This is a genomic window from Bradyrhizobium archetypum, assembly GCF_013114835.1.
Lineage (GTDB): Bacteria > Pseudomonadota > Alphaproteobacteria > Rhizobiales > Xanthobacteraceae > Bradyrhizobium > Bradyrhizobium archetypum.
Genome location: NZ_JAAVLW010000005.1, coordinates 198323 through 224002, shown reverse-complemented (window position 1 = coordinate 224002; position 25680 = coordinate 198323). Strand labels below are relative to the sequence as shown.

The window sequence follows — 25680 nt, the reverse complement described above, 5'->3', positions numbered from 1 at the left end:
GTCGCGATACGCATGGGTGGCGTTAGGTAGTTGGGGATTTCCGGGCGCATGGCGGTAAGCCGGATCATAAGGCTGTGGCCGATTGCGGCGCTGTGCGCGACAACAATCGCGCTCGGCGGCTGCTCGACCCAGATTGCGGATATGCCGGCAATTGGGCTGCCGGCGGATGCGCCCGAGCGTCCGAAGGAAGCTGGCGGCTATCTGCCAGTTCACGATCTGCCGCCGGATCGCAACGAGGAAGTGATGAAGCCGGCCGAGCTGGCCAAAATCCAGGCAGAACTGGCGGCCGCTCGGGATCGTCAGGCGGCTGCGGCCAACTCGGCTGCCCCGGCAAAACCGGCCAAGAAGTGAGAAAGCCGCGGTTTTGACGCGCTTCCTTGGGAACCGGCCGGGCCACAAGCAGTCCCGGAGCCGGCCTTGCTTGAAAATCCTATAAAAACTGGCGCTGCCGGGCTCCCGTGGTAAAAGAATCCCAATTCAACCGCATTGCTGGTCCAGAGCCTAAAGACCTCGTGCCTGAATTCGCTCTAAATCCTTGATTGAGCGCGACTTCTGGACGAAACCCGATCCGGTTTCGATGGCTGCGAGAGTTCCCTACGATTCTGTCCCGCCGGTTGTCGGAGCAAGGGTCCCATGGAAGATTTTTATCGCATCCGCCGTCTGCCGCCTTACGTGTTCGAGAAGGTCAATCAGGCCAAGGCAGCCGCGCGGAACGCCGGGGCCGATATCATCGACATGGGCATGGGCAATCCGGATCTGGCGACGCCGCCCCATGTGCTCGACAAGCTGAAGGAGACGCTGGGCAAGCCGCGGACCGATCGCTACTCGGCCTCGCGCGGCATCAATGGCCTGCGCAAGGCGCAAGCCGCCTATTACGGGCGGCGGTTCGGCGTAAAGCTCAATCCGGATACCCAGATCGTTGCGACGCTGGGTTCGAAGGAAGGTTTTGCCAATGTGGCGCAGGCGATCACCGCGCCCGGCGACGTCGTGCTGTGTCCCAACCCGAGCTATCCGATTCATGCCTTCGGCTTCCTGATGGCGGGTGGCGTGATCCGCTCGGTGCCCTCGGAACCGACACCGCAGTTTTTCGCCGCGGTGGAGCGCGCGATCATCCATTCGATCCCAAAGCCGATCGCGCTGATCGTCTGCTATCCCTCGAACCCGACCGCCTATGTCGCCGACCTCGATTTCTACAAGGATCTGGTGGCGTTCGCGAAGAAGCACGAAATCTTCATCCTGTCGGACCTGGCCTACGCCGAGGTCTATTTCGACGACCGGAATCCGCCGCCCTCCGTGCTGCAGGTGCCGGGCGCAATCGACGTCACCGTCGAGTTCACCTCGATGTCGAAGACGTTTTCGATGGCCGGCTGGCGCATGGGCTTTGCCGTCGGCAATGAGCGGATCATCGCAGCGCTGGCGCGGGTGAAATCCTATCTCGACTACGGCGCATTCACGCCCATTCAAGTCGCCGCCACCGCGGCGCTGAACGGGCCGGACGATTGCATCAAGGAAATGCGCGACACTTACCGCCGGCGCCGCGACGCACTGGTCGAATCGTTTGGCCGGGCGGGCTGGGAGATTCCGCCGCCGCAGGCCTCGATGTTCGCCTGGGCGCCGCTGCCGAAAGCCTTCGAGGGCGTCGGCAGCATGCAGTTTGCGACGCTGATGGTGGAGAAATCCGGCGTTGTGGTTTCGCCCGGCGTCGCGTTCGGCGAACACGGTGAGGGCTACGTCCGCATCGCCATGGTGGAAAACGAGCAGCGTATCCGCCAGGCCGCGCGCGGCGTGCGGCGTTTCCTTGAAAGCGGCATTGAAACGTTGCACAACGTAGTTCCTCTCGCCAACCGGCGCTAATTCCTTTTACTGCAGGTTCTCTCATTCATGGTCGCACCCCTGAGAGTGGGTATCGCGGGGCTCGGCACCGTTGGCGCCGAAGTTGTCCGCCTCATCGAAGAGCAGTCGCGGACGCTTGCCGAGCGCAGCGGGCGCGGCGTGCGCGTCGTTGCCGTCACCGCGCGCTCGAAAGCGAAAAAGCGCTCGCTCGACCTGCGCGGCGTGAACTGGGCGAAAAGCCCGCTTGATCTGGCCAGCGACGCCAACGTCGATTGCTTCGTCGAGCTGATGGGCGGCTCCGGCGAGCCGGCGCTGTCGGCGATCGAGGCCGCGCTGAAGGCCGGCAAGTCGGTGGTAACAGCCAACAAGGCGCTGATCGCCAAGCACGGCGTGCGGCTGGCGAAGGCGGCGGAAAAGCACGGCGGCGCGTTCAACTACGAGGCCGCGGTCGGCGCCGCCATTCCCGTCATCAAGACGCTGCGCGAGGGGCTTGCCGGCACCGGCGTCAGCCGCGTCTACGGCATCCTCAACGGCACCTGCAATTACATCCTGACCCGGATGGAGCAGGAGGGGCTGTCGTTTGCCGAATGCCTCAAGGATGCGCAGCGGCTCGGCTATGCCGAAGCCGATCCATCCTTCGATGTCGACGGCCATGATACCGCGCAGAAGCTCGCGATCCTCGCGAGCCTCGCCTTCGGCACCAAGGTGGCGCAGAGCGCTGTCTATGTCGAAGGCATCTCTTCGATCGCGCCGGAAGATCTGCGCGCGGCCGAAGAGCTCGGCTATCGCGTCAAGCTGCTTGGCGTGGCGGTTCGGACCGCCAAGGGCATCGAGCAGCGCGTGCATCCGACCATGGTGCCGAAATCGTCCTCGATCGCCCAGGTGATGGGCGTCACCAACGCGGTGACCATCGACGGCGAAGGCATTCCCCCGATCACGCTGGTGGGACCCGGCGCCGGCGGGGCTGCGACCGCGTCCGCTGTCGTGGCCGACATCGCCGACGTGGCGCGCGGCATTCGCGCAAAGCCGTTCGGGCGGCCGGTCGAGCGGCTGCGCGATACCAGCAAGGCGCCGATGGAGCGGCACGAGGGCGGCTACTACATCCGCCTGATGGCGCGCGATCTTGCCGGCACCGCCGCCACCATCGCCACCCGCCTCGCCGAACAGAAGATTTCGCTGGAATCGATTGTGCAGCGCCACCCCGAAGGTGTCGATGCCAACGGCGCAGCGAAGAGGGCGTTACCGGTGCCGGTCATCCTGATCACCTACGCGACTTCCGAGGACGCGGTTTACCGTGCGCTCGATGCCGTTCAGCGCGACAAGGTGATCAGCGGCCGGCCGCAGGTGATACGGATCGAAAAGAACTGACGCGCAAATCCGAACCGATCGCGCGCCAGAGAATTGATTGCGGGCCGGGAGGTCCGTGCAGGTTCTAGAGGAGTAAGCCGATGTCGACACATATTTCCGTACCGCCGCAATTGCTGCTTGAGCGCATTTTGACGCTTGAAATTGTGCGGGTGACGGAGCGCGCGGCGGTTTCGGCCGCGCGGCTGCGCGGCCACGGCCAGGAGAAGGCGGCGGACCAGGCCGCGGTCGATGCGATGCGCCGCGAGCTCAACAAGCTGCCGATCGAAGGCACCATCGTGATCGGCGAGGGCGAGCGCGACGAGGCGCCGATGCTGTTCATCGGCGAGAAGGTCGGGCTGAACGCCGGTCCTCAGGTCGACATCGCCGTCGACCCGCTGGAAGGCACCACGCTGTGCGCCAAGAACATGCCGGGCGCGATCGCGACCATGGCGATGGCCGATGGCGGCACGTTGTTGCACGCGCCCGACGTTTACATGCAGAAGCTCGCGATCGGCCCGGGCTACGACAAGGGCGTGGTCGACCTCGACGCGTCGCCGGCTGACAACGTCCGCCGCCTCGCCAAGGCCAAAGGCGTTGAGCCCGCCGCGATCACGGTGCTCGTGCTCGATCGCCCGCGCCACGCCGAGATCATCGCCAGCATCCGCTCGACCGGTGCCGCGGTGCGGCTGATCACCGACGGCGACGTGGCCGGCGTGATCCATTGCGCCGATCCTGATAACACCGGCGTCGACATGTATATCGGCACCGGCGGTGCGCCCGAGGGCGTGCTGGCGGCAGCGGCGCTGCGCTGCATCGGCGGGCAGATGCAGTGCCGGCTGATCCTCGACAGCGAGGAGAAGCGCGAGCGCGCCCACAAGATGGGCGTGACCGATCCGAAGATGATCTACGGCATCGAGGACATGGTGCGGGGAGACTGCCTGTTCGCGGCTACCGGCGTTACAACGGGCTCATTGCTCACGGGCGTCAAATTCCGCAAGGATGGGGTGATCGAGACCGAAACGGTGGTGATGCGTTCGGTCACCGGCACGGTGCGCTATATCAAGGCCGAGCACCGGCAGTTGGATAAGTTTCATTTGGATTAAGCGCAGCGACGTCGTTCCGGGGCGATGCGAAGCATCGAACCCGGAACCTCGAGATTCCGGGTTCGCGCTGCGCGCGCCCCGGACTGACGACAAAAAAAACAAAGAGGAGGCGCGCATGTCCGACCTATCCGCGGTAAAGGCGCTGGTATTCGACGTGTTCGGCACTGTCGTCGACTGGCGCACCAGCCTCATTAACGATTTCACCAAGTGGTCGGAAACCTCGGGCATCACGGCTGACTGGACCGCGCTCGTCGACGGCTGGCGCGCGGTCTACATGTCCTCGATGGACGAGGTGCGCAAGCATCCCGAGCGCGGCTATCAGATCCTGGATACGCTGCACCGGCGCTCGCTGGAAAAGCTGGTTGCGCAGTTCTCCATCAAGGGACTGAGCGAGGCCGATCTGCATTACCTCACCATGGGCTGGCATCGCCTGCATCCGTGGCCGGACAGCGTGCCGGGGCTGACGCGGCTTAAGAAGAAATACATCATCTCGCCCCTCTCCAACGGCAACGTCGCGCTATTGACCAACATGGCGAAGTTCGCCGGCCTGCCGTGGGACCTGATCATGTCGGCGGAATTGTTCGAGCACTATAAGCCCGATCCCGAGACCTATCTCGGCGCCGCCAAATTGCTCTGCCTGCCGCCGGAGCAGGTGATGATGGTCGCCGCCCACAATGGCGATCTAAAAGCCGCTCAGCAGAACGGTCTCAAGACCGCCTTCGTCGCGCGACCGACTGAATATGGCCCGCTACAGAAGTACGACTTCGAGGCGACTGGCGACTGGGACATCGTTGCCAAGGATTTTGGCGGCATCGCCGACCGGCTGGGGTGCTAGCGAATTGGTCTTGCGCTGACGCCGCGATACATTGCCAATGTAATTTCCTGCAACAGCAGCTTCTATCCCGCGCCAGCCTGGATGACGCCGAACCAGCCGAGACCTTTGTAGGTCTCGTAACCGGGCGTGGCGTGGAAGGCGACCATCGTTCCGGAGCGGTCCTGATAGTAGCCCGAGCGCTTTCCCTCGAGCTGGAGCGAAACGCGTTCGGTGAGCAGGCCCTGGCCGTCGGAAGCCGCGATCACCCGGAAATTCGAATCGACCAGCAGCACGCGGGCCTTGTCGGCGGCGCCGACGCGCACGCCCTGGACGATGGCGCGGGCCTGCGGCTCCCAGTCGAAATGGATCGCCAGCACGCCGGTCGGCTTGCCGTGTGCCTTGCCGCCGTCGCGCACGCTTGCGCAATAGGTGACGACCTGGGCATTGCCGAGCAGGGGCTGGCATTCGACATCGCCGACGGCGTAGTCGTCACCTGAGCGTAGGCCGCGCGCCGCACGAAACCACTTGGTCTGCGCCACGTTCTGGCCCACGACGCCAAAGCGATCGGCGCGGCCGTTGGCCAGCACGTTGCCGTCGAGATCGCACAGCCAGAGATCGAGATAGACCGTATAGGCGCCGAGGATCACGGCCATCCGTTCCGACACGTGGGTGACGGCGGCCGCATCAGGCCTCGCCGCGCAAGCGACCACGGCGGAATCGGTCGCCCACCAGCGCACGTCGCAGGTGCGTTCATAGAGGTTGCGATCGATCAGCTCGATGGCGTTCAGCGACAGATCGACCATGCGCTCGCCGCGCGAGCGCTCGGCCATCTGCGCGATCGAGTTCATCAGATTGCCGGTCCGGTTGGTGAGCTGGCTTTCAAGCTCGCGGGCGATGGTCTCGACCTGCTGGCCGACGTTACGCACTTCCTGCGCCACCACGGCAAAGCCGGCGCCCTGTGCGCCTGCGCGCGAGCTCTCGATCAGCGCATTCAGCGCCAGCATCTTCATCTGGTTGGTGATCTTCTGGATCGACTTGGTCTTCTCGCAGGCGACCTGATTGACCTCGGCGGTTAGCCTCGCGATCAGCGCGGAAACGTCGGATTCATCCTCGGCACCCGCTGCCTTAGCCGGTTGTTTTGTAAGCGTTGTGGTGTGGGAACGAAGCGCGACGGACATTGGCGGAAATTCCTCAGTCTTTGTGCGGATGTCGATCTTCTGCGGATCGCCGGGACTCAACGGCAGCGTGTCGATTCCTTTGTCGGGGATCATGGCTAACGATTGGTTTAAGTTCCGGCGCTTACGGGGTAGTTTTGCCTGATCAAGTTGCACGTTCTTTGTGCAAGTCGCTTTCGGCGGCAGGTCCGGGCGGCATCGCTGCGGGTGATTGCGTTTGCTGAAGGATAGCTTTGCCCTTATTTCTCGAAGGCATCATGACGCTTCCCGCATCCGCTCTGCCCGTTCAACCGCCGCCGGCCTTTCTCGGCGTACAGCGTTCGGCAACCGGCAAATTGTGGCGCGACCGGCTCGACGCGCGGGGCGCGGCGCGGGCGCTGACGATCACCCAGCGCTACCAGTTGCCGGAGATGCTGGCGCGCGTGCTGGCCGGCCGTGATGTCGAGATCGACGACGTTCAGGATTTCCTCGACCCGACCATCCGCAAGCTGATGCCCGATCCGCACACCGTGACGCAGATGGAGACCGCGGCCAAACGCATCGCCGACGCGGCAAAGCGCGGCGAGAAGGTCGCGATCTTCGGCGATTACGACGTCGACGGCGCGACCTCGGCGGCGCTGCTCGCCTGGCATTTGCGCCATTGCGGGCTCGATCCGCTGATCCACATCCCCGACCGAATCTTCGAAGGCTATGGTCCCAATACGGAGGCAGTGCGGGCGCTGGCGGCGAGGGGCGCGACCCTGCTGATTACCGTCGATTGCGGCACCACCAGCCTTGAGCCGCTGGCGGAAGCGCGCAAGCTCGGCATGGCAGTCGTCGTCATCGATCATCACCAGTGCGGGGAGGCGTTGCCCGAAGTCGACGCGCTGGTGAATCCGAACCGGCCGGACGACCTTTCTGGCCTCGGTCATCTCGCCGCTGTCGGTCTGGTGCTGATCACGCTGGTCGCGGTGAACCGCGAATTGCGCGGCCGCGGTTTTTGGAACGCCGAGCGGCCGGAGCCGGATCTGCTCGGCATGCTGCATCACGTGGCGCTTGGCACCGTGGCCGACGTCGCGCCGCTGATCGGGCTGAACCGCGCTTTTGTGGCCAAGGGCCTGATCGCGATGCGCCGCCGCGACCATGTCGGCCATACCGCGCTGATGGACGTGGCGCGGCTGAACGGTCCGCCGGAAGCTTGGCACCTCGGCTTCATGCTCGGGCCGCGCATCAATGCGGGCGGCCGGATCGGGCGCGCCGATCTGGGCGTTCGGCTCCTGTTGGAGGGCGACGTCTCCGAGGCCGCACGGATCGCGGCCGAGCTAGACCGGCTCAACAGCGAACGCCGTGTCATCGAGCAGGCGGCAGAGGCGCAGGCCGAGGCCGAGGCGCTGGCCTCGCTCGGGCTTGAGGACAAGGGCGCGGTGGTCGTCACGGCCGCCGAAGGCTGGCATCCCGGCATCGTTGGCCTCGTCGCCTCGCGGCTGAAGGAGAAATTTGCACGTCCCGCCTTTGCCATTGCGCTGGAGCCGGGCGGCATCGGCACCGGATCGGGGCGCTCAATCTCGGGCGTCGATCTCGGCAAGGCGGTGCGGCAGGCGGTGAAAGAACGGATCCTGATGAAGGGCGGCGGCCACGCCATGGCAGCCGGCGTGACGCTGCGGAAAGAAAAGCTCGCGGAGTTTCGCGCCTTCATGGAAAGCGCGTTGGCCGAGGACGTCGCCAATTCCCGTCACGAGAACGAGCTGTTCATCGATGGCGCGGTCAGCGCGCGCAGCGTGACGGTGGAATTAGCCAACACGCTGAACCGCGCCGGGCCGTTCGGGGCCGCCAATCCGGAGCCGGTGATCGCGATGCCTGCGCATCAGCTCGTCTATGCCGATGAAGTCGGGCAGGCGCATTTGCGCGTGCGCTTCAAGGCGGGTGACGGCGCCATCGTCAACGGCATCGCGTTCCGCTCGATCGGCCAGAAGCTCGGCGACGCGCTGACGGAGAACCGCGGCCAGCTTCTGCATGTCGCAGGATCGCTGGCAGTCGATCGCTTTCAGGGAGCGGAGCGCGTGCAGCTGCGCGTGCTCGATGTCGCGGTGCCGGATCCGGGGCCGGCCGTGATCCGCTAAAAACACATAATCTCAATCCACAAACAGAAAACGGGAGAAGAAATGACGGGGCAGGTTCAGGGCAAGGTCGCGCTGGTGACAGGCGGCGCATCCGGCATCGGCGAGGCGGTGTGCGAATTGCTGGCGCGCGAGGGCGCCTCGGTAGCGGTGACCGACGTCGACGATCTCAGAGGCCCCGATGTCGTCGCGCGGATCAAGAAAGCCGGTGGCGAGGCCAGCTTCTGGCATCACGACGTCACCAGCGAAGAGCGCTGGATCGAAGTCGTGGCCGATGTGACGAAGCGCTATGGCGGGCTCGACGTGCTGGTTTCGAATGCCGGCATGGGCATTTCCGTGCCGACGATCACCGAGATGTCGCTCGCCGACTGGCGGCGGCAGACCGCGATCAATCTCGACGGCGTGTTCCTGTCGGTGAAGCACTGCTTGCCCGTGATGCGCAAGACCGGCGGCGGCTCTGTCATCATGATGTCGTCGCTGGCGGGCCTGCGCGGCGCCGCCAGTCTTTCCGGCTATTCCGCGACCAAGGGCGGCGTGCGACTGTTCGCCAAGTCGATTGCGATGGAATGCGCCGCGTTCGGCGACGGCATACGCGTCAACTCCGTGCATCCCGGCATCATCGACACGCCGATCTGGGGCAAGATTCCGGCGGGGGCCACAGGCAGCGGGCAAAACGCGCCGATCGATCCGGAGGAGCGCGCCAAGCTTGCCACACTGCTCGGCCGCGCCGGGCAGGCCGAGGAGATTGCGCAGGGCGTGCTGTATCTGGCGTCCGACGCCTCGCGCTACGTAACGGGGACCGAACTCGTCATTGATGGCGGGATGAATGCGGGCGCCGTGCCGCGGAGCGCGTGATGCGGTAATCCGAGGCGAAATGTGCTTCTTCGCTGTGACGGGCGCCAGCGCACTATTGGCGCGCTCCGGTGAATTGCGTCCGCAACCAAGCCTGCACCGCCTCAACCGGTTCGCTTAGTGGCCTGTCGCGGCCGCGCACCAGGTGCAAGGAGAAGCCTTCCAGCTCCGGTCCGAACGGGACCTCCAACGTGCCCTGCGCCAGTTCGTCGGAAACCAGCAGCAGGCTATGCAGCGCAATCCCGGCGCCAGCGACCGTCGCCTGGATTGCATGGGTCTCATCGGTGAAGCGCAAGCCGGCCCGCGCGTCGATGCCGTCAATGCCGGCAATTTTCAACCAGCGACGCCAAGTCGGATTGCGGGAGTCGCGACGATACCAGTCGAAATGCAGCAAGGTTGCTGACTGCAGGTCACCCGTTTTCTTGATACCGAGACGCGGACTTGCCACCGGCGCAAAGCGATCGACGGTCAGGGTTTCGGCGATCAGATCGGGATATGGTCCGGGACCATAGCGCAGGGCGAGATCAGCCACACCCGAGCCAAGGTCGACGGCTTCCAGCGTCGCGAGTAACGTGAGATCGATGTCGGGTCGTGCGGTGCGGAATGCCGCGATGCGCGGCACCAGCCACTTGGCCGCGAAAGCCGGTGTCGCGGACAGCGTCACCACCGTGTGCCGTGGCGTGCGGCTCAAGCCATCGATAACGCGCGCGAAGGAATCGAAGCCGTCGCGCAGAACCGGCAGCAATACCTGCCCAGCCGCCGTGAGCAGCACCTGGCGCGTACGCCGTTCGAACAGGCTTACGCCGATCGCTTCCTCGAGCTGCCGCACCTGATGACTGATCGCGGTTGGCGTGACGTGCAATTCATGCGCTGCACGCTTGAAGCTCAGATGTCGCGCGGCGGCCTCGAACGCGCGCAGGCCAATCAATGGGGGCAGACGTCTCATTGCTGCGCCGATAGATGAATCTATCTCATCCATAGGCTGAGTAATTTGCGTTTGTCAATGCGGCTTTCTGCACCGATCTAAGCTCTACAGATGATCGGAGGTATGCCATGAAGCTGTTACGAATTGATTCCAGCGGACGTTCCCAAGCCTCAGACCGAAGTTCGAAAGGATCGCATACACGCAGGCTCACAGAGCGATTTACCCGGCGCTGGCTGCAACAGCGGCCGGATGATGTTCTGATCAGTCGCGATGTCGGCAAATCGCCGCCGCATCCGGTCGCCGAAAAATGGATCGGCGCGGCCTTCACCAAGCCCGACCATCGTGAGCCATGGATGAGCGAGACGCTGGCCGAAAGCGATGCGCTCATCGACGAGCTGATCGCATCCGACTTGGTCGTCGCAGGCGTGCCGATGTACAATTTCGGGATGCCCGCCCAGTTCAAGGCTTATATCGACAACCTCGTGCGGGTCGGTCGCACGTTCGGTTTCGACCGTTCACGGCCGGACGATCCCTATACGCCGCTGCTGGCGGGGATGGATAAGCGCCTCATCTTGCTCGGCGCGCGCGGCGATTACGGGTATGATCCGGGCGGCCGCATCGCTCATATCAATCATGTGGAAAGTGCTATCCGCGATGTGTTCGCCTTTCTCGGCGTCACCGCATTCCACAGCGTTGCAGTAGAGTATGACGAGTTCGGCGGGGATCGATTGCAGGCGTCGATTGCGGCGGCCGAACGCGCCGTCGATGAACTGGTCGATCAATTAATGAGTGAAGCGGAGCAGCGGCAATTGGCTTGAGCTCGTCGCGGGGCTTGGGCTAGAGGGTGCCTGATGAATCCCGTCGCTTCCGATCCTGGCCGCTAGCCGCCCTGCCTTAACCGGGCGAGCACCTTCAGCCCGCCATAGCCATCCGCCGGCAATAGACCCATCTTGGTCTGATAATCCCTGACCGCCTTCATCGTGTCGTTGCCGACGCGGCCGTCGGTGCCGCCGGTGTCGAACCCAGCCTTGGTCAATCGCGTCTGCAGTTCCTGCACTTCGGCGAGCGTCAGCGCGCGCTCGGAGCCGGGGAACGGCTGGATGAAGGGCGGCGCGCCGAGGATGCGGTCGCCGAGATGGCAGATGGCGAGCGCGTAGTTCATCGATGGATTGTAGCTGCGCACCGCGTAGAAGTTCGGACCGAGCAGGAACGAAGGGCCGCCTGCGACCGGTACCCACATCTGCGCCGATGCATTGGGTTGCGGGAACGGCTTGTCGTCGGCGCGGGTCACGCCGGCGCTGGCCCACGCGGCGTAGGTCCGGCTGCCGCTCGCAGCCCCGCCTGATGTGCGGACCTCATATCCCCAATGCTCGCCGCGGTGATACTTGCCGCGGTTGAGCAGAAAGCGCGCGCTGGAGCCGAGCGCATCGTCGGGCTTGCCGAACGGCGAGACGCGGCCATCCTTGTCGTAGTCCATGCCGACGTTGAGCCAGACTTCGGGCATCCACTGCGTGTGCCCCATAGCGCCGGCCCACGAGCCCCGCATTTCCTCCGGCGTGCCCCAGCCGCGATCGACGATCCTGAGCGCGTTGATCAGCTCGGTTTCCCAATAGGCGCGGCGGCGCGGTTCGTTCCAGGCGAGCGCGGCGAGCGCCGGAAAGATCGGGCGCATATGATTCTGCTGCACCAAAGGATCGCCATAGGCGGACTCGACGCCCCACAGCGCCAGCAGCGTGCCGCGCTCGACGCCAAAGTCCTGCTCGATCCGCGCGAACAGCGCCTCGTGCTTCTTCAGGGCTTCGCGGCCGTTGATGATGCGCCAGTCCGAGACGCGGCGATTGATGTATTGCCAGATCTGCTCGTGGAATTCGGGCTGCTTCTGCATCTGCCGAAACACGGTCATGTCGGGCTCGATGCGTCCCATCACCCGTGTCCAGGTCGCATCTGAAATGCCTTTGGCCAAGGCGCGCGCACGAAAATTGTCGCGCCACTGGTCGAAGCCGGCTGGCGCCGCAAACGCGGCAACCCCGGTGGCGAGCAGGGCGCCGGCGCCGAGGCCGCCTTGCAGCACGGCGCGGCGGGTCGGGGCTTTCTGGGAATCAGGCTGGTTCATGTCTGCAGTCTAGCGGCGCAGCCGGCCTGCGCCAAAAGCCATGACGCCGCGGGAACCGGCGATTCCTCATAAATCCGCGGCGATTTTGGCCAGCCAGCGGCGGATCAGGCGCTGGGCAGCGGCGGAGAGCCCGGCGGCCAGCCGCCGCTCGATTGTGTGTGCGTGCCGCCGGCACTTGTCGAGCAGCGTTGCGCCACGCTGCGTCACCGTCCATTGCAGTGCCCGGCCATGGATCGGGTGCGGACTTTTCCTGATGGCGCCGTCGCGCTCGAGATTGCGAATGATGACGCCGACGGTCTGCGGCGTCAGCACCGCCACGCGCGCCAGCTCTGCGCCGGACAGGCCGGGATAGGCATTGAGCATCGTCAGCACGACGAATTGCGGCGAGGTCACGCCGAGCTCGGCCAGCGATCGCTCCATCGCCAGCCGCGTCGCCGCATTGGCCTGGCGCAGTAGATAGGCGAGGTAGCCTTGTTCGCCGCGCTTGCCTTCGCCGGGTGGCGGCGGACGCCGCGACGGTGCGGCATCGTCGCCGGATGTTTGCCGCGGCTTTCGGCCGGCTTGTCCGGCCACCGGCTTTTGCTGTCGCGGCTGATTTCTCGCCGACGTCTTGGGCGATCGCACCATCGCCTTACGTGGTACCTTGCGCTGCATATCAGTGCTCTGATAATAAACAAGACTGATAGCACGAGGCAAAAAAGATGTCACACGCCCGCAAGGAGTACAGGGATTTCATGTCGCTGACTCCGGACGCCTACGAGGCCGTGCTGGCGCTCAGCCAGGTCGCCGGCAGGGCGGGCATGGACAAGCAGTTGCTCGAACTGATCAAGCTGCGCGCCTCGCAGATCAACGGCTGCGCTTTCTGCGTGCAGTATCATATCCTGGAGAGCGAGAAGCTCGGCGTGCCCGCCGACAAGCTCAACCTCGTGGTGGTCTGGCGCGAGGCGCCGCAGTTTACATCGCGCGAGCGCGCGGCGCTGGCCTGGACGGAGGCGCTGACCTTGCTTGCAGACGGCGTCAGCGACGAAGTCTACGCGCAGGCGAGTGCGGAGTTTTCGGAAAAAGAACTCGCCTATCTCACTTCCGCAGTTGCCTCGATCAATGTCTGGAACAGGTTCGGCGCGGCATTTCGCTGGACGCCGCCGGCGCGGAAGACGACCGTAGGGGCAGCGGCTTCGTAGGAACCAATCCGACGGCGGACATTTGATGCGGAGGTGAACCGCATAGAGTGTCAGCAGCGGATGTCGGAAAAGGCGGAGACTGAGGGTCGGTCAGCAGGCAACTCCCAGCAACCGCCGAAGCGAGGACTGGCGCGGACGCTCGGCCTCGGCATCGTTACCGGCGCGGCCGATGATGATTGCTCCGCGATCGGTACCTATGCGAGCGCCGGCGCCCAGTTCGGCACGTCTCTGCTCTGGACGGCACCTGTAACCTTCCCGATGATGTTTGCGGTGGTCTACCTGTCCTCAAAGCTCGGGCAGGTCACTGGCCGCGGGCTGTTCGAGGTCATCAGGCACAACTATCCGAAATGGATTTTATGGCCTGCGCTGATTGGCGTGCTTATCGGCAATACCATTGAAGCTGCGGCCGACCTTGGCGGTATGGCAGCGGCGATCAACCTCTTCCTCTCGATCCCGATACCGCTCATCGTGCTCTGCGTCGCTGCGGCGATCGTGGCCCTGCAGGTGTGGGGATCGTACGACATGATAAGGAACATCTTCAGGTGGCTCGCGCTCGTGCTCTTTGCCTATGTCGCAGCCGCGCTGCTCGCCAGGCCCGATCCGTGGGAGATCGTACGCGGAACGTTCATTCCGACCATTCAGTTCTCGAAGGAGTTCCTGTCGATCCCGGTTGCGATCATCGGAACGACCTTGTCGGCTTACCTGTACACCTGGCAGTCCAACGTCGAAGTCGAGGAAGAGATCGAGCAGGGGCGTACCTCGGCAAAGCAACGCGAGGGCGCCACGGAAGGCGAGTTGCGCCGGTCCCAGACGGACATCGTCGCAGGAATGCTCTTTTCCAACATCATCATGTACTTCATCGTCCTGTCCACGGGAGCCACGCTCCACAAGGCGGGGCAGACCAACATCGAAACCGCAGCACAAGCCGCCGAAGTGCTGCGTCCGCTGGCCGGCGATGCGGCAGGTATCCTATTTACGCTCGGCATCATCGCCGTCGGATTTCTCGCGGTGCCGATCATGACAGCGGGCGCGGCGTATGATGCCTGCCAGGTCCTGGGCTGGCGCGCCAGCCTGCATGCGAGGCCTGCGAAGGCGAAGAAATTCTACGCACTTATTGCAATCTTCACGGCAATCGCCGTGGCGCTAAACTTCCTCGGCTTCAATCCAATGAAAGCGCTGGTCTATTCCGGCATTGTGCAGGGCTTTTCGACGCCGCCGCTGCTGCTTCCTGATCATGCTCATGACCAATAACCGCGGCATCATGGGCGACCGGGTTAACTCGACCGCAATGAATGTGCTTGGCTGGATCACGATCGCATTTGTCTTCGCGGCGAGCGCCGGTCTGGTCGTGTCCTGGTTCTTGTGATCGCTCGTCCAAGAATGAGCGCGACGTCGCTCTGATCTTGGCGGACTATCGACTGACGCGAAGGAGCACATCCTCCGGCAGCGCGTGCGCCACGGCGGCGGGCGGATCGGTGCCGATCTCGCGGCCGCGGCCGTGGATCAGCCGTTCGTAGGACGCGATTAGGGTGGTGTAGGGATTGACCCAGATCCAGCCGTCACGCGTGAACACCTGCACGTCGAAGTGCAGGTGGTATGAGGTGCCATTGGGGAAATCGAGATAGTTGGAGACCACGCCGATCTTCTCGCCCTCGGCGACGCGTCGGCCGTTGAGAATGCCGTCCGCGTCCATGGCTGAGGGGTTCATGTGCATGTAGCGAAAACGGATGTGCTCGTTGCGGGTGTTGATCTGCAGCGTTGCCGCCTGCTGCTTCGGTGAACGGATGACGACGCCGTCGCGGACGGCGACGACCGCCTGTTTTCTCGGATGGCAACTGCCTTCAGCGTTGCTATTTGGCGGGCAGGGCGCGGGGCGGATGTCCTGGCCCTGGTGACCAAAGCCGGCCGCGCACTGCCAGACCTGGAAGCTGCGGGCTTCGCAAAAATTGTCGCGCCACGGATAGACGCCTGGGTAGACGCTCTGGCGTTGGCCAGATCCGCGCTTGCCGAACTGCTGGGAGCTGACCAGCACCGGGGCTTTCTGCAGCGGAAAGCGGATCTGCGAATAGGCGATGAGATCGGTACGCCCGCCGCGCCTGCGCGCGCCGCTGTTGACGACGATGTCTCCGCTCGGGCGATAGGTGAAGTCGGCTGAAGCCGCGGTCGGCCGCTCGGCGACATCAGAGGAAATATCGAAACGCGGACGCGCCGGCTGACCGCCGGCGATGCGCAGCGCCTTCAGGAAACGCTCGGCGATCGGGTAAGCCTCGCGGCAGGCCAGCCGCCGCGCTCGCGGCGCCGAGTCGAGACACTGGATCGACACGACATAGGGTACGCCGAAGCGGGTGAAGGCGTAGCGCACATAGCCTTCGCGAATGAAGCGGCGCATGTCCGGGAATTGCGCCGCCAGCGACTTGACCGGCTCGCCCTTGCCGCCGAGCGGATCGGCAAGATCGTAGATCAGGATCGAGCCGGTGATCTGCACCTCGACAGGCCGGGCGAAGGTTCGTGACGGCAGGCCGGCGCCCGCGCCGGGATCCAGTGAAAACACCGCGTCGTAGCCGGACGGGCCGGCGTGAAACAGGTCAACGGGTCGAAAGTCGGCCTGATAGCGCGATACCGCCGGCTGGCGCGCGCCGCCGGCCTCGGCCCCGAGATACGCCGCGGTATCGAACGGCAATAATACCGGCACCGGGCTGCGACCGATGCCAGCGAACATCGCCGAATTAATCGCGTTCAACTGTACCAGCGCAGGCGTTGCGCGCGGATCCCTTGCCGGCACCCGTTGCCGGCTCGCGAAGGTGAAGCGCGAGGCGATCGCCGGCTGGGAGCTGATCTCGCTGCGAAGCTGATCGAGAACGGCGCGCCACTCGACGCGCACGGCCGAAATCGATGGCGTTCTGAACTCGCTCGCGGAAGCGCCGGCAATCCCGGCACAGAGCAAACAAAACGCCGCCAGCCCATGCGAAAGCAAGCTGACAGCCCTGGTACCCAATGCATCGCCCCCCGGCGTATGCCCCGTAGCCTATTGCGCGGTTTTAATCCTTTGCGCGCTCGACGTAGGAGCCGTCCTCGGTCATCACTACGATCCGAGTTCCCGTACCAATGTGCGGTGGCACCGAGGTGCGCACGCCGTTGGAGAGAATAGCAGGCTTGTAGGAGGAAGACGCGGTCTGACCCTTGGTGACCGGCTCGGTCTCCACAACTTCCAGCGTCGCGCGCTGCGGGAGCTGGATGGCGACCGGGTTCAGGTCGTGCATCGACAGCTTCACGGTCATGTTTTCCTGCAAGTAGGGCGCGGCGGAGCCCACGATCTCCTTCGAGACCTGAACCTGGTCATAGGTCTCCGCATTCATGAAGTGGAACCCGTCGGCATCTTCGTAGAGGTAGTTGAAATTGCGGTCCTCGACGGTCGCCTTCTCGACCTGGTCGGTGGTCTTGTAGCGTTCCGATACCTTCACGCCGTCGCCGATGCGGCGCATTTCGATCTGGCTGACCGGAGTTCCCTTGCCGGGATGGATGTTCTCGGCCGAGAGGACGACGTAGAGCTTGCCGTCTTGCTCGATGACGTTGCCCTTGCGAATAGAACTGGCGATGACTTTCAAAGCTGCTTTCCTGAATTTCTGGCCTTCGGCCGATCCGGACGTGGGCGTCCGCACGGCCAATCAGGCGGTTTTCGGGCTGCAACATACTGATTTTGCCCGTCGATGCCAGCGTTTTGCGGTCGTTTCGGCGGCCGGTTGAGGCGTATTTCGCCGTGTTAGCCGGGGCGACTCTGGCAAGTAATTCTAACTACGTGTCCGATCGATGCTGACGGCTTGAAAGCACGTCATAGGCGCGGTTCACGGAGGCCCGCAGGCTACCCAGCGGCGCGCGCCAGCATTATCAGGCGAATGGACAAGAGAAGCGTCTTTCGACATGAAATGACCGAGTGGAGCTGGATCTTGCCGCTTGCTCCGATTCGCTGTGGCGGACTAAAAAGAAAGTCGAACAATATCAATGGTATTTGCCGATGCCCTGAACGCCTTGATTGACTCCACTGAGCAGGCTCGGTGGACGTGGAACCGTCTGTGATGGTCGGAAGTGACCAACCGTCGCCATGGTGGTCGGTTGGGCGGTATGCCGACCGCAAGCCGTTCCTGACGGCGCGCCGTGCGATCACGAAGGCCGTGCGGGCCTGGTTCGACGAGCAGGGTTTTGCCGAGGTCGAAAGCGCCATTCTGCAGGTATCGCCGGGCAATGAGACGCATCTGCATGCTCCGCGCACCGAAATCATCGGCAATGACGGCGCCCGCGCGACCCGTTATTTGCGCACCTCGCCGGAATTCGCCGCCAAGAAACTGCTGGCCGCCGGCGAAGCCAAAATATTCGAGTTCGCGCGCGTGTTCCGCGACCGCGAGCGCGGCGATCTGCATCTGCCCGAATTCACGATGCTGGAATGGTATCGCGCAAACACGGGCTATGACGCTGTTATGGCAGACACCATCGTCGTGATCGCGCATGCCGCGCGGGCGACCGGTATAGGGCGGTTTTCGTTTCGCGGCAGAACGGCCGATCCGTTCGCCGAGCCGGAACTGCTGACGGTGGCGCATGCCTTCGAGCGCTTTGCGGGAATCGATCTGCTGGCCACAATTGCCAATGGCGAGGGCGACCGCGTGGCGCTTGCCGCGGCGGCGAACGCGCGGGTGCGGGTCACGGACGACGACACCTGGTCGGACATTTTCAGCAAGGTGCTGGTCGAGCATGTCGAACCGAATCTGGGGCAGGGGCGTTTGACCGTGTTGTTCGAATATCCGGCGCCGGAGGCCGCACTGGCGCGGACGAAGGCGGGCGATCCGCGTGTAGCGGAACGTTTTGAGGTCTATGCCTGCGGCGTCGAGCTCGCCAATGGCTTCGGCGAATTGACCGATGCCGCCGAGCAGCGCCGCCGTTTCGCCGCTGCCATGGATGAGAAACAGCGGCGCTACGGCGAGCGCTACCCGCTTGATGAAGATTTTCTCGCAGCGGTTGCCGCCATGCCGCCGTCGAGCGGCGTCGCGCTCGGTTTCGACCGGCTGGTGATGCTGGCCAGCGGCGCGCTGCGGGTCGACCAGGTGGTGTGGACGCCACCGGCAGGAGAGACATGAACAGGATCGATCCGAAACTTTTAGCAACGCTGCGTCAGCCCGCCGAACTGGTCGAGCGCGGCTTGGCGAAGGCTGCCGATCTCGCCGATCTCGAGCGGGTCGCTGCGCGCTATGCCATCGCTGTGACGCCGGACGTCGCCGGCCTGATCGACAGCGAAGATCTCAACGACCCGATCGCGCGGCAATTCGTCCCGAGCGCGCTTGAACTGGTGAGCGCGCCGGGCGAAAACGCGGATCCGATCGGCGACGACGCGCATTCGCCGATTGCCGGCATCGTGCATCGCTATCCCGATCGCGTCCTGTTCAAGCTGGTGCATGTCTGCGCGGTGTATTGCCGGTTCTGCTTCCGCCGCGAGATGGTGGGGCCGGGCAAGGCGACGGCGCTGTCGGAGGCCGCCTACCGCGACGCGCTGGATTACATCCGCAAGCATGATGAAATCTGGGAAGTCATCCTGACCGGCGGCGATCCGCTGATGCTGTCGCCGCGGCGGCTGGCCGAGATCATGACTGATATCGCCGCCATCGATCACGTCAGGATTGTTCGCCTCCACACCCGCGTGCCCGTGGCGGCGCCGGCGCGAATCGATCGCGACGTGATCAGGGCGTTGAAAGCCGATGGCGTGACGACGTGGATCGCCATTCATGCCAATCATCCGCGCGAGCTGCTGGGCGAGGCGCGCACCGCCTGCGCGCGGCTGGCTGACGCCGGCATTCCGCTGGTGAGCCAGACGGTGCTGCTTCGCGGTGTCAATGACGATGCCGCCACGCTGGAAGCGTTGATGCGGGCTTTCGTCGAAAACCGGATCAAGCCTTATTACCTGCATCATGGCGATCTTGCGCCGGGGACCGCGCATCTGCGCACCACCATCGCGGAGGGGCAGGAACTGATGCGCCGTCTGCGGGGCCGCGTTTCGGGTCTATGCCAGCCGGAATATGTGCTCGACATTCCCGGCGGCCATGGAAAGGCGCCGATTGGACCGAATTATTTGTCGCATGCAAGTTCCAGGGAAAGTGATCTATCCTCGGAAACACGGTATCGTATCGTCGACTATTGCGGCGACGTTCACCTCTATCCGCCAAAGCCGTGATCTGGCGATGACGGAAGATGGCGAGGGTAAACAGGAGCCGCCGGAAGATGAGCGAAATCGCAGAATCGAAAATGCGGTGATGCTTGGCTTCTTCGTAGTGCTGGTGGCCGCCGGAATCTGGTTGCTCGGCACCATGGCCGATGTTCGAAAGGCGCAGGACTGCGCCGCCCAGGGACGCCGCAATTGCGCTACGATCGACGTGCCGGAACGGACACGATAAATGAATCAAAAGGCGGGAGAATCAGGATGCAAAGAACAGTTTTGTCAGTCGCGCTGATGGTCCTGATCGGCATGCCTGCTGCGTTCGCGCAGGGTGGGACGTCGACGATGCCAAAGAATAGTCCGAGTGCCGGAGGGATTCCGGAGGCGCCGGTTGGCCACCGCCAGCCGCGTCCAAGCGACCTGCCCAATACCGGCAAGATCCAGAACGACCCGAACGATCCGCTAAGCAAGGAAAACGCAGCGCTCGACCGCAAGATCAAGAGCATCTGCCGCGGCTGTTAAGGCACGTACTGGCGGGCTGTGGCCTACATTCTTCGAGACGCCCGCTTCTCACGGGCGCCTCAGGATGAACGGTTGAGCGGCCATGACGCAATAGAATTAGTAACCGAGATCTGACAGGAACGTGGTGTTCACGATCTCGAACTCAGACTCCAGCCAATCTTCGATCAATCGCGCACGCACCGAGCGATGAGTCGTAGAATCCGCAGTGCTGCATTTCACCGCGTGATGATCGATGCCCGAAATCTCAAGCAGCGTGTCGAAGCTTGCCTTCCGGTCATCGCGATTTTCAATTTCGGCGTAGTAGATCGTATGGTCGAATTTTCCCATCGCCCAACAAAACTGAATGGAAGTTTGTGCAGCGTCAGCAAATGCGAGACTTGACGCGACAAGGTTTGGAATAATCAGCGCTACAATCAGGATCAATCGAATGACTTGTTTAATCATTACACTATTCCAAAAAGAGTTTTTTGAGTTGCTGGCCTAAGGCCGTTACGGCCTGGTGACATGCTTCGCCGCCGCCGGAACGGCGGGGCCGCCTTTCAGGCGCGCCACCTGAATTTCGTTCGACGCGCTGAGATCGCGCGGGGGTCCATTTGCAAGCATGAGGCCGACCGCGATGATGGTCGCGGCCAAATAAGATAAGTATAAGCCGCCGATCCACCGACGATAGGCGCGCAGGTCGTTCGTGCTCAGTTTGTCGGGAAATTGCTGGTTGCCCGGCAATTGCTTCATCGAACCCCCCTCGCTCGAAACTCGAAATAGAGGTCCCCTTCCAAGCAATATTCCAGACTGCGATGTCGTACGTGTGATGTACGCCACAAGCTGGTCGATTTTTTACCCGACGCGCAGCTTTGGCTGCTTCGCGCGGATGCGCCGGCTCCGATCGTCCTCCACCTTCAATAGGAGATGAGGCAGGGGCGCCGACCCTGCCTCGCCACTATCGACCGAGCGTCTAGGCCGATCGCTCCTGTTGGAATTTGTGCGAATGCGCGGTCCTGCGCGTTGCGATCGCGTCCGCCAACTGGTTCAGCGCGGCTACCGTCGTCTCCCAGTCGATGCAGCCGTCGGTGATGCTCTGCCCATAGGTCAGCGCCTTGCCCGGCACGACGTCCTGGCGGCCGGCGACGAGGTTGCTCTCGATCATGACGCCGGTAATACGCTTCTCGCCGCCCGCGATCTGCTGCGCGATGTCGGCGACGACCAGCGGCTGGTTCTCCGGCTTCTTGCTGCTGTTGGCGTGGCTGGTATCGATCATGATCCGCGGCGTGACGCCGGCGCGGGCAAGTTCGGCGCACGCGGCCTCGACGCTGTCCCGGTCGTAGTTCGGCTTGTTGCCGCCGCGCAGGATGATGTGGCAGTCCTCGTTGCCGGTGGTGGCCGCAATCGCCGAACGTCCGCCCTTCGTTACCGCCATGAAATGATGCGGATGCGAGGCCGACTTCACGGCATCCGCCGCGATGCGGATATTGCCGTCGGTGCCGTTCTTGAAGCCGACCGGGCAGGAGAGACCGGAAGCGAGCTCGCGATGGATCTGGCTCTCGGTCGTGCGCGCGCCGATCGCCGCCCATGCCATCAGGTCGGCAATGTATTGCGGCGTCGTCATGTCGAGGAATTCGGTCCCGGCAGGCAGGCCGAGATTGTTGACGGCGGAAAGCACGTTGCGGGCGAGCCGCAGCCCCTTGTTGATGTCGAAAGAGCCGTCGAGATTGGGGTCGTTGATCAGACCCTTCCATCCGACTGTGGTGCGCGGCTTCTCGAAATAGACACGCATCACGATCTCGAGGCGGTCGGCGAGCTTTTCCCGCAGGGCGGCAAGCCGCTCGGCGTAATCAACGGCCGCCGCGGGATCGTGGACCGAACAGGGGCCGACGACGACCAGCAGGCGGTCATCGGTGCCGTTCAGGATGCCATGGATGGCATTGCGCGCCGCCATGACGACGCGCGTCGCGGTCAAGGTACGCGGGATCTCGCGCATCACCTCTTGCGGCGTACTCAGTTCTTTCAGTTCGCTAATTCGAAGATCGTCGGTGGTGCTCAACACGGCTTTGGCTCCTGTTTAGGAAACCTGCCGGCCACAAAAAAGCCGCCAGGTTTGGCGGCTGTTCGGACTTTATGCTTCAATTCGTCAGATTGAGCGCGATCCTCCCACCGCCAGCGAGCTGTCGTAGCTAAAATACCAAAAGTTGCTGGCGGTGATCATGGTCATGGCCGGCTCTATAGCGCACCTGTCCAGGCTTGTCATCTGATAATCGGCAGCATCAGGGTTTGCGCGCGGCCAGCGCCATGCCGACCAGCGACGCGCCGCCGAGCACGAGGTTGATCCCGACCAGGAGGCCGATCGCCCATTCCGCCGAGCCCGGCAGCCCGGCGACGATGATGAACGCAATCAACAGATCCAACACGCCCGACAGCAGCAGCCAGGACCAGCGTTCCGACAATTCGCGGCGGTGCTCCAGCGCGTACATGATGGTGACGACGCCTTCGGCGAGAAAATAAGCGCCGATCACGATCGTGAGCGTGAGGATGCCCTGGACCGGCCGCGCCAGCAAAATCCCGCCGGCGAGAATGGCGAGTGCCGCCGAAAACAGCGACCACCAGAAGCCCGGCATCTGCCGCGCCCAGTAGGTAACGAACAGCCCGGCAATGCCGCTGATCAGGAACATCCAGCCGAGGAAGATGGTGACGGCGAAGCTTGCCAGCGGCGGCACGATCATCGCTGCCAGGCCGAGCAGGGCGAGCACGATGCCTTCGAACAGGAAAGCCTTCCAGTGCGCCTTCACCGCGGCGTTCATTTCGGCCTGCAGTTTGCCGATATCCGGGGGAATATCCTGGGGAGGGGTCATGGGAAACTCCCGATGCCTGCCGCGCCGATCAGAGGTCCAATATAGCCCGTGCGCCGCCTGCGGGTAAAACTTGTTCTGCGGCCTTTTTTGAGCGAGATCAACGAAGGCAGCATGACATTCAGCCCGGCTCGGGCGCCGACGAAAATCCCTCCGAGGAGGTCCTGATGCGGTTGCGGCCGAACACATAAACCGCCGACGTTGCCAGCAACAACGCCAATCCCACCAGAATGGAGGTCATGCCAAGCGGAATCAGAAGCAGCGAGGCGTTGCGATCGGGATTGACTAACCAGTGATGGAGCGAGGTCAGCACGAAAGCTGCGCCCGCGAAGCCGGCCCCGCTGCCCACGAGGAGCAGGGCCCACATTCGCCGTAACTGGCTGAGCCGCTCGCGCGCCAACTCGGTCCGTGGCGCATGGTGGCGGCCGACTCGCCGCACCAACCGTATGGCAAATCCGATCGAGCTGAAGCCGATCAGCAGGCTCGTCGCCCCCAGCAACGTTCGCACGGTGGGGCCGAGATCAGGATGTTTCTGTAATGTCAGTAGCGGAAAATCGAATGCGGCATGCAGCGCGACGGGCGCAAACAGCGCCAGCGCCCAGCTCGATATCCGCGCCCAATCGCGATGATGCCGATGCGCACCCAGCGCGGTGCCGGCGCGCGCGATCGCGATATAGGCGCCCGCGATGATGCCGAGCGCACCATGGAAGGGTACCGTCAGCACGCTGCGCAAGGCGGCCAGCGATCGCCACATGTCGGAATGCTGCACGAGATAGGCAAGATTTTCGTAAGCCGCGAAGCCGAGGCCAGCGGCCGCGCCGTAGACCACCGTGTCCATCGGGTCCGAGAATGTGCGCCGCCGCACCGGCACCGACACAGCAATGATCACGAGGACCTTCACGATCTCTTCGGGGGCGGCGACCCCGAAGATCGAACGCAGGGCTTGCGTCATCCAAGGATTTCCAGGCACCGCGAGGATCGCCGCAAACGGGGCGCGCGCAATGCCCAACAGCGAAATGCTGGCGGCACCGAGGATGAAAGCCAGCCATACCCGCCCGGGCGGGCCGGGGCGCTCGTCGGCAGCAATGACGAGCCATAGCACCAGCAACGCCGGCGCGATCGCGGCAACGCCGATCGATGTAGGAAGGGCCTGAAGCAACAACATCTGGTGAACTTTACCTTATGCGAGCGTAAATGGCCGCAAACTCAGCCGTTTGCAAGGAAGTCGAACGCGACTCCTTGTCACCAAGCAGGTTTGAAGTTCCGGTTTCTCGCCTGAGCGCCGCGGCAGCGCCGGTCAACGGCCGCAGCCGCCTACCTCTACGCGCTCGCCACCCGCTTCAGATGGCCGATCCGTCTGCCGAGCTTGCCAGCGGTCCTGCCCCGCGCGAAGCCGGCACGGCCGGCAACGTCGCCTGCGGTTCCGCGCTGTCCCGGCTCATCGCACCAGCAGCCGCCGGCACGCGTCAACAAAAACTTCGGCGCCGGTGACGATGTCGGCGTCAGCGGTGTTCTCGGTCCAGTGGTGAGAGATGCCGCCAATCGAGGGCACGAACAGCATGCCCGCCGGCATGATAGTGGCGAGTATCTGGGCGTCGTGGCCGGCGCCGCTTGGCATGCGCAGTGATTTGCCGCCGGCAAAGGCTGCGCTGGCAGCTTCGATGGCCTGCTGGAACGAGGCATCCATCCGGGCCGGCGCGCCGGTGCGGATGCGCTCCACCGCGACACTGCAGCGGCCCTGTTTGTCGACCTCAGCGGCCATGGCGCGGAGGAGATCCTCCAGCCTCGCGATCACGGCCGGGTCGTCGTCGCGAATCTGGAATAGCATTTCCGCAGCACCCGGGATGATGCTCGGCGCGCCCGGCTCGAGGGTGATGCGGCCCGTGGTCCACACCGTGCGCGGTCCACAGGAAGCGGGGAAGCGGTCGTCGATGGCGACGCAGAACCTGGCGAGCGCGAGGCCTGCGTCCCTGCGAATGGCCATCCGCGTGGTGCCGGCGTGGTTTTGCTCACCCGTGAAGGTGATGCGGTATTGCCAGATCCCGACGATGGACGTGACGATGCCGATTTTGAGGCCGCTGCTTTCCAGCGTCTCGCCTTGTTCGATATGGGCTTCGAGATAACCAATGTGCCGCCCGCGTTCGGCTTGCACGCGCGGGCGGTCAGCAAGGCCCGCGCTGGCGAGCGCCTCCCGCATGGTCCGACCGTCGTTGCGATCGCGCGCGGAATCGATATCCGCTTCGGCGACTGCGCCGACATAGGAACGGCTGCCCAGGAAGTGGCCGAAATGTCCTTCCTCGTCGCACCACGCCGCCACCTCGACGGCGCCATCGATCTTCGGATCGGGATTGATGACGCGGGCGGCTTCGAGCGCATAGACCACGCCAAGTGGTCCATCGAGCCAGCCGGCGTGGTTCTGGCTTTCCAGATGCGAACCCGCCAACAACTTCGGCCCGGGTTTCGTGCTGGCGCCGAGGACATTGCCGATGCCGTCGATGTCACCCGCAAGTCCGGCCTCGGGAAGCCGCTGCACCAGCCATTCGAGCGAGCGCAGATGTGGCTCCGAGAAAGTCGGCTTGTGGACCCCGGACTTATACGTGCCGATTGCACGCAGTGCGTGAAGATCAGCAAGAACACGCGTGCCATCGACGCGCGAGACATTGTCAGCCATGGATTTCGCGCA

At 63.7% G+C, this 25680-nt stretch carries 28 protein-coding genes; 16 read left to right on the top strand and 12 right to left on the bottom strand.

What is annotated here, in order from left to right; translation table 11 throughout:
• The first annotated feature begins 48 nt into the window (after positions 1 to 48).
• The 5 genes from HCN50_RS17405 (at position 49) to HCN50_RS17385 (ending at position 5118) form a co-directional block, all read left to right on the top strand.
• The gene (locus tag HCN50_RS17405; RefSeq protein WP_171710894.1) at positions 49 to 351 is read left to right on the top strand and encodes a hypothetical protein; all 303 of its coding nucleotides are present in this window, start codon (positions 49 to 51) and stop codon (positions 349 to 351) included.
• A 282-nt stretch (positions 352 to 633) separates the two neighbouring features.
• On the top strand, positions 634 to 1854 hold the full coding sequence (locus HCN50_RS17400) for an LL-diaminopimelate aminotransferase (RefSeq protein WP_171710893.1): 1221 nt from the start codon (positions 634 to 636) through the stop codon (positions 1852 to 1854).
• 27 nt (positions 1855 to 1881) lie between these two features.
• The gene (locus tag HCN50_RS17395) at positions 1882 to 3201 is read left to right on the top strand and encodes a homoserine dehydrogenase (RefSeq protein ID WP_171710892.1); all 1320 of its coding nucleotides are present in this window, start codon (positions 1882 to 1884) and stop codon (positions 3199 to 3201) included.
• 80 nt (positions 3202 to 3281) lie between these two features.
• Entirely contained in the window at positions 3282 to 4283 is a 1002-nt protein-coding gene (glpX, locus tag HCN50_RS17390) for a class II fructose-bisphosphatase (protein WP_171710891.1), read from the top strand.
• A 115-nt stretch (positions 4284 to 4398) separates the two neighbouring features.
• Positions 4399 to 5118, top strand: coding sequence for a haloacid dehalogenase type II (locus HCN50_RS17385; RefSeq protein WP_171710890.1), 720 nt, complete (start codon positions 4399 to 4401; stop codon positions 5116 to 5118).
• Positions 5119 to 5180: 62 nt separating this feature from the next.
• Here the strand turns inward: HCN50_RS17385 and HCN50_RS17380 are convergent, their stop codons facing one another.
• Entirely contained in the window at positions 5181 to 6275 is a 1095-nt protein-coding gene (locus HCN50_RS17380; protein WP_171711422.1) for a methyl-accepting chemotaxis protein, read from the bottom strand.
• Between the two features lie 254 nt (positions 6276 to 6529).
• Here HCN50_RS17380 and recJ point away from each other — a divergent pair, with 254 nt between their 5' ends.
• Complete coding sequence (recJ, locus tag HCN50_RS17375; protein ID WP_171710889.1) at positions 6530 to 8371, top strand: single-stranded-DNA-specific exonuclease RecJ; 1842 nt, start codon at positions 6530 to 6532, stop codon at positions 8369 to 8371.
• Positions 8372 to 8413: 42 nt separating this feature from the next.
• Entirely contained in the window at positions 8414 to 9223 is an 810-nt protein-coding gene (locus HCN50_RS17370; RefSeq protein ID WP_171710888.1) for a glucose 1-dehydrogenase, read from the top strand.
• 52 nt (positions 9224 to 9275) lie between these two features.
• Here the strand turns inward: HCN50_RS17370 and HCN50_RS17365 are convergent, their stop codons facing one another.
• Complete coding sequence (locus tag HCN50_RS17365; protein ID WP_171710887.1) at positions 9276 to 10166, bottom strand: LysR substrate-binding domain-containing protein; 891 nt, start codon at positions 10164 to 10166, stop codon at positions 9276 to 9278.
• Between the two features lie 107 nt (positions 10167 to 10273).
• On the opposite strand from HCN50_RS17365, the gene HCN50_RS17360 reads away from it, so the two are divergent.
• Complete coding sequence (locus HCN50_RS17360) at positions 10274 to 10963, top strand: FMN-dependent NADH-azoreductase (protein WP_171710886.1); 690 nt, start codon at positions 10274 to 10276, stop codon at positions 10961 to 10963.
• Positions 10964 to 11025: 62 nt separating this feature from the next.
• Here HCN50_RS17360 and HCN50_RS17355 read toward each other — a convergent pair whose 3' ends face one another.
• Together HCN50_RS17355 and HCN50_RS17350 are read right to left on the bottom strand one after the other, a co-directional pair.
• Positions 11026 to 12258: a lytic murein transglycosylase gene (locus HCN50_RS17355; protein WP_171710885.1), complete on the bottom strand. Its 1233-nt coding sequence runs from the start codon at positions 12256 to 12258 to the stop codon at positions 11026 to 11028.
• A gap of 66 nt (positions 12259 to 12324) precedes the next feature.
• The gene (locus HCN50_RS17350) at positions 12325 to 12912 is read right to left on the bottom strand and encodes a MarR family winged helix-turn-helix transcriptional regulator (protein ID WP_235977045.1); all 588 of its coding nucleotides are present in this window, start codon (positions 12910 to 12912) and stop codon (positions 12325 to 12327) included.
• 47 nt (positions 12913 to 12959) lie between these two features.
• Between HCN50_RS17350 and HCN50_RS17345 the strand changes: the two genes are divergently transcribed.
• From HCN50_RS17345 to HCN50_RS34280, 3 genes are read left to right on the top strand one after another with little or no spacing between them, the layout of a single operon-like run.
• Complete coding sequence (locus tag HCN50_RS17345) at positions 12960 to 13439, top strand: carboxymuconolactone decarboxylase family protein (protein WP_171710884.1); 480 nt, start codon at positions 12960 to 12962, stop codon at positions 13437 to 13439.
• 33 nt (positions 13440 to 13472) lie between these two features.
• The gene (locus HCN50_RS17340) at positions 13473 to 14690 is read left to right on the top strand and encodes an Nramp family divalent metal transporter (protein ID WP_311968062.1); all 1218 of its coding nucleotides are present in this window, start codon (positions 13473 to 13475) and stop codon (positions 14688 to 14690) included.
• On the top strand, positions 14680 to 14805 hold the full coding sequence (locus HCN50_RS34280) for a hypothetical protein (RefSeq protein WP_283812091.1): 126 nt from the start codon (positions 14680 to 14682) through the stop codon (positions 14803 to 14805). The genes HCN50_RS17340 and HCN50_RS34280 overlap by 11 nt, the downstream gene beginning before the upstream one ends.
• A gap of 45 nt (positions 14806 to 14850) precedes the next feature.
• Here HCN50_RS34280 and HCN50_RS17335 read toward each other — a convergent pair whose 3' ends face one another.
• Both HCN50_RS17335 and efp read right to left on the bottom strand, forming a co-directional pair.
• Complete coding sequence (locus HCN50_RS17335; protein ID WP_171710883.1) at positions 14851 to 16434, bottom strand: M23 family metallopeptidase; 1584 nt, start codon at positions 16432 to 16434, stop codon at positions 14851 to 14853.
• Between the two features lie 43 nt (positions 16435 to 16477).
• Entirely contained in the window at positions 16478 to 17044 is a 567-nt protein-coding gene (gene efp, locus HCN50_RS17330; protein WP_171710882.1) for an elongation factor P, read from the bottom strand.
• On the opposite strand from efp, the gene HCN50_RS17325 reads away from it, so the two are divergent.
• The 5 genes from HCN50_RS17325 to HCN50_RS17305 all read left to right on the top strand — a co-directional run bounded on the left by HCN50_RS17325 (position 17034) and on the right by HCN50_RS17305 (position 20157).
• A complete protein-coding gene (locus tag HCN50_RS17325; RefSeq protein ID WP_171710881.1) occupies positions 17034 to 17183 on the top strand; it encodes a hypothetical protein in 150 nt (49 codons plus the stop codon). The genes efp and HCN50_RS17325 overlap by 11 nt on opposite strands.
• Positions 17184 to 17512: 329 nt before the next feature.
• On the top strand, positions 17513 to 18565 hold the full coding sequence (gene epmA, locus HCN50_RS17320) for an EF-P lysine aminoacylase EpmA (RefSeq protein WP_171710880.1): 1053 nt from the start codon (positions 17513 to 17515) through the stop codon (positions 18563 to 18565).
• Entirely contained in the window at positions 18562 to 19653 is a 1092-nt protein-coding gene (locus HCN50_RS17315; RefSeq protein ID WP_171710879.1) for a lysine-2,3-aminomutase-like protein, read from the top strand. Before epmA ends, HCN50_RS17315 begins: the two co-directional genes overlap by 4 nt.
• Before the next feature lie 7 nt (positions 19654 to 19660).
• Entirely contained in the window at positions 19661 to 19873 is a 213-nt protein-coding gene (locus HCN50_RS17310) for a hypothetical protein (protein WP_171710878.1), read from the top strand.
• A gap of 26 nt (positions 19874 to 19899) precedes the next feature.
• A complete protein-coding gene (locus HCN50_RS17305; RefSeq protein ID WP_171710877.1) occupies positions 19900 to 20157 on the top strand; it encodes a hypothetical protein in 258 nt (85 codons plus the stop codon).
• Between the two features lie 96 nt (positions 20158 to 20253).
• On the opposite strand, the gene HCN50_RS17300 is transcribed toward HCN50_RS17305, so the two are convergent.
• The 6 genes from HCN50_RS17300 to HCN50_RS17275 all read right to left on the bottom strand — a co-directional run bounded on the left by HCN50_RS17300 (position 20254) and on the right by HCN50_RS17275 (position 25668).
• On the bottom strand, positions 20254 to 20601 hold the full coding sequence (locus tag HCN50_RS17300) for a hypothetical protein (protein WP_171710876.1): 348 nt from the start codon (positions 20599 to 20601) through the stop codon (positions 20254 to 20256).
• 45 nt (positions 20602 to 20646) lie between these two features.
• The gene (locus HCN50_RS17295; RefSeq protein ID WP_171710875.1) at positions 20647 to 20889 is read right to left on the bottom strand and encodes a hypothetical protein; all 243 of its coding nucleotides are present in this window, start codon (positions 20887 to 20889) and stop codon (positions 20647 to 20649) included.
• Between the two features lie 220 nt (positions 20890 to 21109).
• Positions 21110 to 22198, bottom strand: coding sequence for a 3-deoxy-7-phosphoheptulonate synthase (locus HCN50_RS17290; protein WP_171710874.1), 1089 nt, complete (start codon positions 22196 to 22198; stop codon positions 21110 to 21112).
• 217 nt (positions 22199 to 22415) lie between these two features.
• Positions 22416 to 23000, bottom strand: coding sequence for an HdeD family acid-resistance protein (locus HCN50_RS17285; protein ID WP_171710873.1), 585 nt, complete (start codon positions 22998 to 23000; stop codon positions 22416 to 22418).
• 118 nt (positions 23001 to 23118) lie between these two features.
• A complete protein-coding gene (locus tag HCN50_RS17280; RefSeq protein ID WP_171710872.1) occupies positions 23119 to 24162 on the bottom strand; it encodes a PrsW family glutamic-type intramembrane protease in 1044 nt (347 codons plus the stop codon).
• 273 nt (positions 24163 to 24435) lie between these two features.
• Positions 24436 to 25668: a Zn-dependent hydrolase gene (locus HCN50_RS17275; protein ID WP_171710871.1), complete on the bottom strand. Its 1233-nt coding sequence runs from the start codon at positions 25666 to 25668 to the stop codon at positions 24436 to 24438.
• Between the last annotated feature and the right edge of the window lie 12 nt (positions 25669 to 25680).

Excerpts from the sequence above, each read along its gene's own strand:
- HCN50_RS17405 (WP_171710894.1), top strand. The coding sequence starts at position 49 with ATGGCGGTAAGCCGGATCATAAGGCTGTGGCCGATTGCGGCGCTGTGC.
- HCN50_RS17400 (WP_171710893.1), top strand. The coding sequence starts at position 634 with ATGGAAGATTTTTATCGCATCCGCCGTCTGCCGCCTTACGTGTTCGAG.
- HCN50_RS17395 (WP_171710892.1), top strand. The coding sequence starts at position 1,882 with ATGGTCGCACCCCTGAGAGTGGGTATCGCGGGGCTCGGCACCGTTGGC.
- glpX (WP_171710891.1), top strand. The coding sequence starts at position 3,282 with ATGTCGACACATATTTCCGTACCGCCGCAATTGCTGCTTGAGCGCATT.
- HCN50_RS17385 (WP_171710890.1), top strand. The coding sequence starts at position 4,399 with ATGTCCGACCTATCCGCGGTAAAGGCGCTGGTATTCGACGTGTTCGGC.
- HCN50_RS17380 (WP_171711422.1), bottom strand. The coding sequence starts at position 6,275 with ATGTCCGTCGCGCTTCGTTCCCACACCACAACGCTTACAAAACAACCG.
- recJ (WP_171710889.1), top strand. The coding sequence starts at position 6,530 with ATGACGCTTCCCGCATCCGCTCTGCCCGTTCAACCGCCGCCGGCCTTT.
- HCN50_RS17370 (WP_171710888.1), top strand. The coding sequence starts at position 8,414 with ATGACGGGGCAGGTTCAGGGCAAGGTCGCGCTGGTGACAGGCGGCGCA.
- HCN50_RS17365 (WP_171710887.1), bottom strand. The coding sequence starts at position 10,166 with ATGAGACGTCTGCCCCCATTGATTGGCCTGCGCGCGTTCGAGGCCGCC.
- HCN50_RS17360 (WP_171710886.1), top strand. The coding sequence starts at position 10,274 with ATGAAGCTGTTACGAATTGATTCCAGCGGACGTTCCCAAGCCTCAGAC.
- HCN50_RS17355 (WP_171710885.1), bottom strand. The coding sequence starts at position 12,258 with ATGAACCAGCCTGATTCCCAGAAAGCCCCGACCCGCCGCGCCGTGCTG.
- HCN50_RS17350 (WP_235977045.1), bottom strand. The coding sequence starts at position 12,912 with ATGCAGCGCAAGGTACCACGTAAGGCGATGGTGCGATCGCCCAAGACG.
- HCN50_RS17345 (WP_171710884.1), top strand. The coding sequence starts at position 12,960 with ATGTCACACGCCCGCAAGGAGTACAGGGATTTCATGTCGCTGACTCCG.
- HCN50_RS34280 (WP_283812091.1), top strand. The coding sequence starts at position 14,680 with ATGACCAATAACCGCGGCATCATGGGCGACCGGGTTAACTCGACCGCA.
- HCN50_RS17325 (WP_171710881.1), top strand. The coding sequence starts at position 17,034 with ATGACTTTCAAAGCTGCTTTCCTGAATTTCTGGCCTTCGGCCGATCCG.
- epmA (WP_171710880.1), top strand. The coding sequence starts at position 17,513 with ATGGTCGGAAGTGACCAACCGTCGCCATGGTGGTCGGTTGGGCGGTAT.
- HCN50_RS17315 (WP_171710879.1), top strand. The coding sequence starts at position 18,562 with ATGAACAGGATCGATCCGAAACTTTTAGCAACGCTGCGTCAGCCCGCC.
- HCN50_RS17310 (WP_171710878.1), top strand. The coding sequence starts at position 19,661 with ATGACGGAAGATGGCGAGGGTAAACAGGAGCCGCCGGAAGATGAGCGA.
- HCN50_RS17305 (WP_171710877.1), top strand. The coding sequence starts at position 19,900 with ATGCAAAGAACAGTTTTGTCAGTCGCGCTGATGGTCCTGATCGGCATG.
- HCN50_RS17300 (WP_171710876.1), bottom strand. The coding sequence starts at position 20,601 with ATGATTAAACAAGTCATTCGATTGATCCTGATTGTAGCGCTGATTATT.
- HCN50_RS17295 (WP_171710875.1), bottom strand. The coding sequence starts at position 20,889 with ATGAAGCAATTGCCGGGCAACCAGCAATTTCCCGACAAACTGAGCACG.
- HCN50_RS17285 (WP_171710873.1), bottom strand. The coding sequence starts at position 23,000 with ATGACCCCTCCCCAGGATATTCCCCCGGATATCGGCAAACTGCAGGCC.
- HCN50_RS17280 (WP_171710872.1), bottom strand. The coding sequence starts at position 24,162 with ATGTTGTTGCTTCAGGCCCTTCCTACATCGATCGGCGTTGCCGCGATC.
- HCN50_RS17275 (WP_171710871.1), bottom strand. The coding sequence starts at position 25,668 with ATGGCTGACAATGTCTCGCGCGTCGATGGCACGCGTGTTCTTGCTGAT.